Source organism: Flavobacterium paronense, assembly GCF_030409795.1.
Lineage (GTDB): Bacteria > Bacteroidota > Bacteroidia > Flavobacteriales > Flavobacteriaceae > Flavobacterium > Flavobacterium paronense.
The window spans coordinates 639,197-651,716 of the sequence record NZ_JAUFQN010000019.1 but is presented as its reverse complement, the minus strand read 5'-3'; the positions used below and the strand labels follow the sequence as shown (position 1 = coordinate 651,716).

The following is a 12,520-nucleotide window of genomic DNA, read 5'->3' as shown; positions in this document are numbered from 1 at the left end:
CGGATTGTAATGAAAATCCTTTTTTAAATTGCAAGGATTAGACCCTTGCAATTTTAAAAAGATTGTAATGGAAAGCCGGAAATAGCTCCTAATAAAAAATTAGTATAAAATGAAGAAACAAGATTTTCTAAATGAAGATGATAAAATTCAGGAAAAATTAAAACAAAAAACCTGGAACGAAATAAGAACCAACGATTCCTGGGCGATTTTTAAAATCATGTCCGAGTTTGTAAATGGTTATGAAAGCATGGCGCGAATTGGACCTTGTGTCTCTATTTTTGGTTCAGCACGAACAAAACCCGATACCAAATACTATTTGTTAGCCGAAAAAATTGCTTATAAAATAAGTAAAGCCGGTTATGGTGTTATCACTGGTGGCGGTCCCGGAATAATGGAAGCCGGAAATAAAGGTGCTCATAATGGCGAAGGAACATCAGTTGGGCTTAATATTGAACTGCCTTTTGAGCAACATTACAATCCGTATATTGATAAAGATAAAAATCTAAATTTTGACTATTTCTTTGTTCGTAAAGTGATGTTTGTAAAATATTCGCAAGGTTTTGTTGTTATGCCTGGCGGTTTCGGAACTTTGGACGAATTGTTTGAAGCCGTAACGCTTATTCAGACTAAAAAAATTGGAAAATTCCCAATCATATTGGTTGGATCAGAATATTGGGCAGGATTATTTGAGTGGATAAAAACGGTGATGATTGAAAAAGAAAACAATGCTAATCCTGACGACATGAGCTTGATTAAAATTGTAGATACTGAAGATGAAGTGGTTGAAGCCTTGGATAATTTCTACAAAAAATACAATCTGAGTCCAAACTTCTAACATTTTTTTCTTAAGTCTTGTAATTCGTTTTTTTTTGAAATCAATTTTTAAAATATTTTCTCTCTTTATACTTTTATCCTATCCGATAAAATTAATGGCACAGCATCATTCCAAAATGATTGTGAGCGTCGACAATGAAAAAAAAGAATTGACCGTTACTCAGGAATTGACATTTTTTAACCAAACGAATGATACTTTGACCAATATCGTTCTGAACGATTGGATGAATGGATACACTTCAAAGTATACACCAATGGCAGCAAGGTTTTCCGATGAATTTGAAAGAGGTTTTCATTTGGCAAAAGAAAAAGAAAGAGGCAGAACAAGTGATATCAACGTTACTGATGAAACTAAAACACTGCTAACATGGGAAAGAGATAAAAACTATCCAGACGTTATTCAAATAAGGCTCAAGGAAAGGCTCTTGCCCAATCAAAAAGCTTCTTTTACACTTAATTATACTGTGAAAATTCCGAGTGATGTCTTCACAAAATACGGTTATGGTCCAAACGGAAAAATGTACCTCAAAAACTGCTTTCTCATTCCTGCACGTTACGAAAATAAAACCTTTGTTAAATACGATAATTTAAATTTAGACGATTGTGCCAACGCGCTTTCTGACTATGATATTGAAATCAAAATTGCTCAAAATTTAGAATTACTTTCTGATTTGAATGAAGTACAAAAGGAAACTGCAAATGGTTTAAATAACTACCATTTGACAGGTGTAAATCGTCTTGATTTCAATTTGTTTGTCGATGGAAAAAAGGATTTTGAAATTTATAAAAACAGTGATATCGAAGTAGTTTCTAATTTAAAAGACAATCGGTTAAATGATATTCAAAGAGCTATAGTTATTGACAGAATTGTGAATTATGTATCTGAAAATCTGGGCAAATATCCACAGTCAAAAATAACTGTTTCTCAGGCTGATTATGACAAAAATCCATTTTATGGTTTAAACCAATTACCCCTTTTTATAAGTCCGTTTCCGGATGAATTTTTATATGAAATTAAATTTTTAAAAACCTATCTGAATAATTACCTGCACAACACTTTACAATTAGATCCGAGAAAAGACAACTGGATTTATGACGGAATTCAGGTCTATGTCATGATGAAATATATTGACGAATATCATCCCGACAGCAAGATGATGGGAAGTGTTGCTAAATTAAAACTGCTAAAAGGCTACAACTTAGTTTCATTAGATTTTAATGGTCAATACAGCTATTTGTATATGCTGATGGCACGTAAAAACTTAGACCAACCTTTGGGAAATCCAAAAAATACACTAATAAAATTCAACGAAAAAATTGCCTCAAAATACAGAGCCGGACTAAGCTTTAGGTATTTAGACAGTTACCTGGAAAAGGATGTTGTTCCAAAAAGTATCAAAGAGTTTCTTTTTTTAAACACCAAGCAGCAAACAGACCGTAAGGATTTTGAAAACATTTTAATAACCAATTCACCTAAAAAAATTGAATGGTTTTTTGATAAATTAATTGAATCCAGGGACATCATCGATTTCAAATTTGACAAAGTTACCCGAACCAAAGACAGCATTAGTTTTTCGTTAAAAAATAAAACCGAAACCAACGTTCCTATCTCGGTTTATGGTATAAAAGATAAAAACATTGTCTATAAGAAATGGTTCGATACTATTGCTTCTGATAGTGTTTATACTATTCCAAGAAACGATGCCGACAAAATTGTTATCAATTACAAAAATGAAATTCCGGAATTTAATCTGAGAAATAATTGGCGTTCCTTACGTGGTTTTCGACTTAACAATCGTCCGATAAAATTCAATTTTATGAAGGACTTGGAAGATCCCTATTATAACCAAATTCTATATGTGCCTACTTTGGAATATAATTTATACGATGGTTTACTGCCTGGCTTTCGCTTTCACAACAAAACCATTTTAGACAAGCCTTTCATTTTTGATGTAAATCCAACAATTTCTACCAAAACAAAGAATTTTTCAGGAAAAGGATTTGTCTATTTAAACCAATACAATAGAGATAGTAATTTGTATAGTATTCGGTATATGATGAGTGGCCATTATTTGCATTATGCGCCAGATGCTTATTATACCAAATTAGCACCAACTGTCTTTCTATTTTTCAGACCCGATGATTTTAGAAACAATCGAAAACAAACAATTGTTATAAAAGAAATCATAGTTGACAAACAAAAAACAGCATTTACTGTTAGCGAAAACAGTGAAAACTACCAGATTTTTAATGCTAAATACATAGATACCAAAACCGAAGTAACTCATCATTTTTCATTTCTAGGCGATTTTCAATATTCAAATAATTTTGGAAAACTAGCTACTGAAATACAATACAGAAAGCTTTTTGACAACAACCGTTCACTAAACCTTCGTTTGTTTGCCGGAACCTTTTTACACAACAAAACTACCTCAACCTATTTTGATTTTGGGCTTGACAGACCATCGGATTATCTTTTTGAAAGCGACTATTTAGGTCGTTCCGAAACTACAGGTTTGTTTAGCCAACAATCTATTATTGCCGATGGTTTTTTTAAGTCAAAACTCGAAACTCGAACAGCTAATCGTTGGATGACAACTGTCAATGCCAATTACACAATATGGAGTTGGATTGAAGGTTATGGCGATATTGGCTTTATAAAAAACAAAAATGTTACACCAAAGTTTGTTTATGATAGCGGCATTCGATTGAATATGGTTACTGATTATTTCGAGTTATTCTTTCCTGTATATTCTAATAATGGCTGGGAAATTGGAGATAAAAATTATGGCGAAAAAATTCGATTTATTATCACGTTCCGACCAGAAACTTTAATCAATCTTTTTACCAGAAAATGGTTTTAAGTCGAGGTTAAAATCATTTTTTTTTAAACATTTTCCTGAATACTCTAATTTTCATTGAATATTTTTCAGCACCACTTCGTTTTATAACAAATAAATTACAGATAATTAAATTATATTTTTCGGTGCAGAATATAATTTGTTACTACTTTTTATTTAAATTTGTTACTTCAAGAAATAATTTCCTTCTATGTCTGAAACTACATCCAAAACTGAAATTACATTTGAAGACTTCAAACAAGAAGTTTTAAATGATTATAAAATTGCATTAATAAGTAGAGAATGTAGTCTTTTAGGGCGAAAGGAAGTATTAACAGGAAAAGCAAAATTCGGAATTTTTGGAGACGGAAAAGAAGTGCCACAATTAGCTATGGCTAAAGCATTTCAAAATGGTGATTTCCGTTCTGGATATTATCGTGATCAAACGTTTATGATGGCGATTGGCGAATTATCAATTCAACAGTTTTTTGCGGGTTTGTATGGTCACGCTGATTTAGCTCATGACCCGATGAGCGCAGGAAGACAAATGGGCGGACATTTTACTACTCATTCTATTGATGAAAATGGTAACTGGAAAAACTTAACACAACAAAAAAATTCAAGTGCCGATATTTCTCCAACAGCAGGACAAATGCCAAGATTATTGGGATTAGCACTAGCATCAAAAATTTATAGAAATGTACGTGGCTTGGAAGATTTTTCAAATTTTTCAAATCAAGGAAACGAAGTAGCTTGGGGAACAATTGGAAATGCCTCTACATCTGAAGGATTGTTCTTCGAAACCATAAATGCAGCTGGAGTTTTACAAGTGCCTATGATAATAAGTGTTTGGGATGACGCGTATGGAATTTCTGTACATGCTAAATATCAAACTACTAAAGAAAATATCTCTGAAATCTTAAAAGGTTTTCAACGTGATGAAGATAATAAAGGCTACGAAATACTAACTGTAAAGGGTTGGGATTACACATCATTAGTTGCTACTTATGAAAAGGCTGCTGAAATTGCTCGGGAAGAACACGTACCCGTCTTAATCCACGTAACCGAATTAACACAACCACAGGGACATTCTACTTCGGGTTCACATGAACGCTATAAAAATAGCGATCGTTTAGCATGGGAAACAAAAATTGATTGCATAGCACAAATGCGAATTTGGTTACTTGAAAATGATTTGGCTACGACCGAAGAATTAGAAGCACTAGAAAACAGCTCTAAAAAAGAAGTAATGGAAGGAAAAAAAGCAGCTTGGACTGCATTTGTTTTACCCATGAAAGAAGAGCAAAAAGAATTGGCATCATTACTAAACGTAATTGCTGTTTCAAGTGCTAACAAAGTGTTTTTAGAAAAACAAGCGAATGATTTAATTTCTTTAAAAGAACCGCTACGGAAAGAAATCATGATAACGGCACGCAAAGCACTACGATTGTTATCAAATGAAAATGGCAAGCATCAATTAGCAACTTGGATTACTAATTATTCCAATAAAACGCAACCAAGATTTAGTTCTCACTTATTTTCACAATCAGAAAAAAGTGTTATTCATACTACTGAAATAGCACCAATTTATGCCGACAATGATGAAGTTGTTGATGCCCGAATGTTACTCAGAGATAACTTTGATGCATTATTTTCAAAATATCCTGAAGTATTAATTTTTGGTGAAGATGCAGGTGCAATTGGAGATGTCAACCAAGGACTTGAAGGTATGCAAGAAAAATATGGAGAACTTCGTGTGTCCGATGTAGGCATTCGTGAAGCAACAATTCTTGGACAAGGCATAGGAATGGCAATGCGGGGTTTGCGCCCAATTGCAGAAATTCAATACCTGGATTATCTTTTATATGCCATTCAAATCATGAGCGATGATTTGGCTACATTACAATATAGAACACGCGGAACTCAAAAAGCTCCTCTAATAATAAGAACTCGAGGTCACCGTTTGGAAGGAATTTGGCATTCGGGTTCACCTATGGGAATGATCATCAATGCAATCCGTGGTATTCACGTTTTGGTTCCAAGAAATATGACCAAAGCAGCAGGTTTTTATAACACATTGTTAGAAACTGACGAACCAGCTTTGGTAATTGAATGCCTTAACGGATATCGTTTAAAAGAAAAAATGCCAACCAACTTGGGCGAATTTAAAACACCAATTGGTGTTGTTGAAACTATCAAAATCGGAACTGATCTCACAATTGTTTCCTATGGTTCAACTATCAGAATTATTGAACAAGCGGCAAAAGAATTACTTGAAGCTGGAATCGATGTCGAAATTATTGACGCACAATCTTTATTGCCTTTCGATATTAACCACGACTGCGTAAAAAGTATCATCAAAACTAATCGTTTATTAGTAATTGATGAAGACGTTCCAGGTGGGGCTTCTGCTTATCTTTTGCAACAAATTATTGATGAACACAACGGCTATCAATACTTGGATAGTCAACCCCAAACTTTAACTTCAAAAGCACATCGACCAGCCTACGGAACAGATGGTGATTATTTCTCGAAGCCGTCAGCAGAAGATGTATTCGAAAAAGTATACGCTATTATGCATGAGGCCAAACCGGATAAATTCCCTAGTTTGTATTAGAACTTGCAATAGTATTCCTGACAGATTTCTAAAACCTTTCAGGGATAAAAACCCAACAACACTTCTTTAGTTTATTAAGTAATTTCTTTTACACTCTTTTGAGTGAATGGTAAAAAAGCATTCGAAAATTAGATAATTAATAATTTAACAACTATTTAATTATTATATCTACAAAAATTAGCGCTTTACTGATTTTTACTATTTAATTCTTAATCATTTTAATAAATTAGTAAAAATTTATGAATGATGAAAGTTGAAGAACAAGGACTTTATTTACCGGAGTTTGAACATGATAATTGTGGTGCCGGATTTATTTGCAATTTAAACGGAATAAAAACCAATGATATAATTCACAAAGCACTCGATATTTTAATAAAATTAGAACATCGTGGCGCTGTAAGTTCCGATGGAAGAACGGGTGATGGAGCAGGAATTTTGTTTGATATTCCGCATGATTTCTTTAAAAAAGTTTGCGAATTTGAAATTCCAGAGCCAAAAGAATATGCAGTAGGAATGGTTTTTTTGCCAAAAAGTATTAACCAAGTTATATTCTGCAAGACTACTTTTGAAACGGCTATTAACGAACAAAACCTGAAAATTATTGGCTGGAGAGATGTACCTGTCGACGTTTCCAATCTAGGTCAAATTGCTGCCGAAAAAGAGCCAACTATCATGCAAGTATTTGTAAGCAAAAATGGTTTAGAACTAACCGAACAGCAATTCAATGCCAAACTATTTGCTGCCCGAAAAATTGCCGAACATGCTGTAATAAATTCCAAAATTTCAGAAAGCCATCGTTTTTATTTTTCGAGTTTCTCTACTACAACCATAATATACAAAGGGCTTTTAATGCCCGAAGATATTAGTCGATATTATATTGATTTGACTGATGATGATTTAGTAACACGATTAGCATTGGTACATCAACGCTTTTCAACCAATACGTTCCCTTCATGGGAATTGGCGCAACCTTTCCGTTATATGTGTCACAACGGAGAAATCAATACGCTTCGTGGGAACATTAGCCGAATGCGTGCTCGCGAAGAATTAATGAAAAGCGATGTTTTTGGTGAAGACATCAAGAAATTATTTCCAATTATTTTAGAAGGAAAATCAGATTCTGCTTCGATGGATATGGTTATCGAATTATTGCTGATGACCGGTCGATCTTTACCCGAAGCCATGATGATGGTTGTTCCTGAAGCTTGGGAGAAACACCAAACCATGTCCGAAGACAAAAAAGCATTCTATGAATATAATTCCTGTATCATGGAACCTTGGGATGGTCCAGCTTCAATTCCATTCACAGACGGAAATGTTATTGGTGCATTATTAGACAGAAACGGTTTGCGCCCATCACGATATACAGTAACAAAAAGTGGCTTTGTCATCATGTCATCAGAAATAGGTGTACTCGATATTAAACCCGAAGATGTAGTACAACATGGAAGATTAGAACCTGGAAAAATGTTCCTTGTCGACATGAATAAAGGACGAATTATTGAAGATGAAGAAGTAAAAAAAGTCATAGTGACCAAACGTCCATATAAAAAATGGTTAAATGATAATTTATTACAACTAGCAAAAATACCTTACACCAATAATCCTATTCCGGTTGAAACGGTTGCTTTTGACACACGGCTGCGATTATTCGGCTACACCATCGAAGATTTAAAAACAATCATAAACCCAATGGGAGAAAAAGGTGCAGAAGCTATCAGTTCAATGGGAAATGATACGCCACTAGCCGTTTTGTCTGACCAACCGCAATTATTATACAACTACTTTAAGCAACTTTTTGCTCAAGTTACAAATCCACCATTAGACGGAATACGGGAAGAAATTATAACCGATATTAGTTTAGCTATTGGAGGCGATTTCAACATTTTTGATATTGAACCTAAACATTGCAAAAAGTTAAAAATTCAAAATCCGGTTATATCAAATGAAGATTTAGATAAAATCAGAAACATCAATCACAAAGATTTTAAATCCGTAACCATTTCCACTTTGTACGAAATTGAAAAAGGAGTTAATGGTTTAGAACGTGCTTTAGAAAAATGTGTTCAAGCAACTTTCAAAGCCGTTTCAGAAGGTTGCAATATTGTCATTCTTTCCGATAGAAATGTGAGCGAAAAAATGGCGCCGATACCAATGCTTTTAGCGTGTTCCTATATTCATCATTCGTTAAATATTTTGAAAGTACGCTCAAAATTTGGAATTTTAATTGAATCCGCTGAACCAAGAGAGCCACATCATTTTGCCCTTTTATTTGGTTATGGTGCTAGTGCAATTAATCCTTACATGGTTAATGAAATAATTTTTGATCAAGTAAAACAAGGATTTATTACCAATGTAAAAGCAGATTATGCTATCAAAAATTACAACAAAGCCATCGCGAAAGGAATTCTTAAAATCATGAATAAAATTGGGATTTCTACACTGCATTCTTATAGAGCAGCTCAAATATTTGAAATACTAGGTTTAAACAAAAAATTTACTTCAAAATATTTCCCATTCACACCATCCAGAATTGAAGGAATAGGTTTGATGGAAGTGGAAAAAGAAGTCAAAGAAAGATACCAAAAAGCATTTCCAAATTCAGAGATTTCCAATTTATTACCACTAGAAATTGGTGGTATTTACCGATGGAGAAGAACAGGTGAAAAGCACATGTTCAATCCAACAACAATCGCAAAACTGCAACAAGCTGTGAGACTAAACAGTCCTGCAAGTTATAAGGAATATTCAAATATGGTCAATGAACAGAGTGAAAACCTAATGACAATTAGAGGTTTATTTGAGTTCAACAATTACGATCCTATTCCAATTGATGAAGTAGAACCTTGGACAGAAATTGTAAAAAAATTCAAAACCGGCGCCATGTCTTATGGTTCAATTAGTCAGGAAGCCCATGAGAATTTAGCTATTGCGATGAATAGAATTGGTGGAAAAAGCAATTCGGGTGAAGGCGGTGAAGATTCAAGACGTTTTCAAAAAGACCTTAACGGTGATTCTCGAAATAGTGCTATTAAACAAGTAGCATCAGGCAGATTTGGTGTATCTATTAATTACTTGACCAACGCTAAAGAAATTCAAATCAAAATGGCACAAGGTGCTAAACCCGGAGAAGGTGGACAATTACCAGGCGAAAAAGTAGTGCCTTGGATTGCCGAAACTCGTAATTCAACGCCTTATGTTGGACTAATTTCTCCGCCACCACATCATGATATTTATTCGATTGAAGATTTATCACAATTGATTTTTGATTTAAAAAATGCCAATCGAGAAGCACGAATAAATGTAAAATTAGTTTCGGAAGTTGGGGTTGGAACCATTGCTGCCGGAGTTGCTAAAGCCAAAGCCGATGTAATTTTGATTTCAGGTTATGATGGCGGAACTGGAGCTGCACCATTGACATCTTTACAACACACAGGAATCCCTTGGGAACTTGGATTAGCGGAAGCGCAACAAACTTTAATTCTAAATAATTTAAGAAGTCGCGTGGTTCTTGAATGTGACGGACAATTAAAAACAGGACGAGATGTTGCCGTTGCGGCTTTACTTGGTGCCGAAGAATTTGGTTTTGCTACAGCACCACTAGTAGCTTCTGGCTGTATTATGATGCGGGCTTGTCACTTAAATACTTGTCCCGTTGGTATCGCCACACAAGATCCTGAATTGCGAAAAAACTTCAAAGGAACACCAGAACACATTATTAATTTTATGTATTTCATTGCGGAAGAATTACGCGAAATCATGGCGCAACTTGGCTTTAGAACATTAAAAGAAATGGTAGGGCAATCTCAAAAATTGAATGTAAATAAAGCCATCAAACATTATAAAGCCAATGGATTAGATTTATCGACTATACTTTACAAACCAGAAAAAGCTAAAGAAGTTCCGAATTACAATACTACAAAACAAGACCATCATTTAGAACATGTACTTGATTTTGAAATTATAAAAGCGGCCATTCCTTCGATATATCGTAAAGAAAAAACTAGAATTAATTTCCAAATTAAAAATACGGACCGTTCTGTTGGCGCTATTTTAAGCAATGAAATTTCAAAAATATATGGCGCACAAGGTTTACCTGAAGATACCATTCTAATAGATTTTGAAGGTTCGGCTGGTCAAAGTTTTGGTGCATTTGCAACCAATGGATTGTCATTTAAAATTCACGGAAACTGCAATGATTATTTAGGAAAAGGACTTTCAGGCGGAAAACTAATCATTAAAGTTCCTCCAACAGCAACTTTCAAGCCTGAAGAAAACATTATTATTGGTAACGTTGCGTTATACGGAGCCATTACTGGTGAAGCTTATATTAACGGAATGGCTGGTGAACGTTTTTGTGTCCGAAATTCAGGAGCTACAGCCGTAGTAGAAGGAGTTGGAGATCACGGTTGTGAATATATGACTGGTGGAACTGTAGTAGTTTTGGGAAAAACAGGAAGGAATTTCGCTGCCGGAATGAGCGGTGGTGTTGCCTATGTTTTTGATGACAAAAAACAATTTGAAAAAGGATTGTGCAATATGGAAATGGTTGGCTTAGAAAAATTAGAGGAAGAAGATTTCACTAAACTTCGCCGATTGATAAAAAGACATTCTCTTTTTACCAATAGCCCATTGGCGATACAGATGTTAAATGATTGGGAAAATCAAAAGAAACATTTCATAAAAGTGATGCCAACCGATTATAAAAAAGCACTACAACGATTATCAGAAGAAAAACAAATAGCAGCATTAATAGCTTAAGTGATTATGGGAAAGATTGGTGGATTTAAAGAATACGACAGAACCGACGAAAGCAATATAGCTGTTCAAGAGCGTGTTACAAATTATAATGAATTTACAATTCCGTTAGGGAAAGAAAAAATCAAAGAGCAAGGTTCGAGATGCATGGATTGCGGGATTCCGTTTTGTCATAGCTCGTGTCCATTGGGGAATTTAATTCCGGATTTTAATGATATGGTGCACCAGGAAGAATGGCAAAGTGCACTGGAAATTTTACAATCAACAAATAATTTTCCTGAATTTACCGGTAGATTATGTCCGGCGCCTTGTGAGAAATCATGTGTCTTAGGTATTATCAGTGAACCGGTAGCTATCGAAAATATTGAAAAAAATATAGTTGAAAGAGGTTTTGCCGAAGGTTGGATTAAACCGCAACCACCAAAAATCAAAACCGGAAAAACCGTTGCCGTTATTGGTTCCGGTCCGGCCGGATTAGCAGCTGCGCAACAATTAAACCGCGCTGGTCACTCAGTAACCGTATTTGAAAGAGACAATGCCATTGGTGGATTGCTTCGTTATGGAATTCCTAATTTCAAATTAGAAAAAGCCATTATCGACAGACGCATTGCTATACTAGAAGCGGAAGGAATTGTTTTTAAAACGAATGTAAATGTCGGTGTAAACTATAGCATAAAACAACTCAATTCTTTTGATGCTGTTGTTTTATGTGGTGGTGCAACCGAACGAAGAAGCATTCCCACAAAAGGTATTGAAAGCAAAGGTGTTGTGCAAGCCATGACTTTTTTGACACAACAAACTAAAGTATTGTATGGCGAAACTATTCCAAATCAAATATCTGCCAAAGGCAAAAATGTAATTGTAATTGGTGGTGGCGACACCGGTTCTGATTGCGTTGGAACTTCTAACAGACAAGGCGCAAAATCGGTAACCAATTTTGAAATCTTACCAAAGCCACCAGCAACCAGAAGCGATAGTACACCATGGCCGTTTTGGCCTTTGCAATTAAAAACATCTTCATCACACGAAGAAGGATGCAATAGAAACTGGCTCATCAATACTAAAGAATTTATTTCCAACGAAAGGGGTGAATTAACCGGCTTAAAAACAGTTGAAGTTGCCTGGAAAATGACACCAGGACAACGTCCGGAATTAATTGAAAAAGAAGGTTCCGAAAAAATATGGCCTTGCGAATTAGCCTTGCTAGCACTTGGTTTTACTGGACCGGAAAAAACGTTGAGCGATCAATTGGGAATTGAAATTGATGTGAGAAACAATTACAAAAGCAAAAACTATCAAACCAATATTCCGAATATTTTTACTGCTGGTGATATGCGTCGCGGACAATCTTTAATTGTTTGGGCCATATCTGAAGGAAGAGAAGCTGCTAGGGTTGTTGATAATTATTTGATGAGTTACACCAATTTACCAACTAAAGGAAATGGTGATTTACCAGGTTTGTAATCTTGTA

General features: G+C 34.9%; 5 protein-coding genes. All 5 read left to right on the top strand.

The features are described from left to right. The first annotated feature begins 109 nt into the window (after positions 1–109). The 5 genes from QWY90_RS04440 (at position 110) to QWY90_RS04420 (ending at position 12,513) form a co-directional block, all read left to right on the top strand. Entirely contained in the window at positions 110–835 is a 726-nt protein-coding gene (locus tag QWY90_RS04440) for an LOG family protein (RefSeq protein ID WP_290284653.1), read from the top strand. 94 nt (positions 836–929) lie between these two features. Then, positions 930–3,698 carry an aminopeptidase gene (locus QWY90_RS04435; RefSeq protein ID WP_290284652.1) on the top strand — a complete coding sequence of 923 codons (2,769 nt, stop codon included), beginning with the start codon at positions 930–932 and terminating at the stop codon, positions 3,696–3,698. Between the two features lie 187 nt (positions 3,699–3,885). Continuing rightward, entirely contained in the window at positions 3,886–6,291 is a 2,406-nt protein-coding gene (locus QWY90_RS04430; protein ID WP_290284650.1) for an alpha-ketoacid dehydrogenase subunit alpha/beta, read from the top strand. A 246-nt stretch (positions 6,292–6,537) separates the two neighbouring features. Continuing rightward, the gene (gene gltB / locus QWY90_RS04425; RefSeq protein WP_290286927.1) at positions 6,538–11,052 is read left to right on the top strand and encodes a glutamate synthase large subunit; all 4,515 of its coding nucleotides are present in this window, start codon (positions 6,538–6,540) and stop codon (positions 11,050–11,052) included. 6 nt (positions 11,053–11,058) lie between these two features. Next, entirely contained in the window at positions 11,059–12,513 is a 1,455-nt protein-coding gene (locus tag QWY90_RS04420; protein ID WP_290284649.1) for a glutamate synthase subunit beta, read from the top strand. Positions 12,514–12,520: the final 7 nt, after the last annotated feature.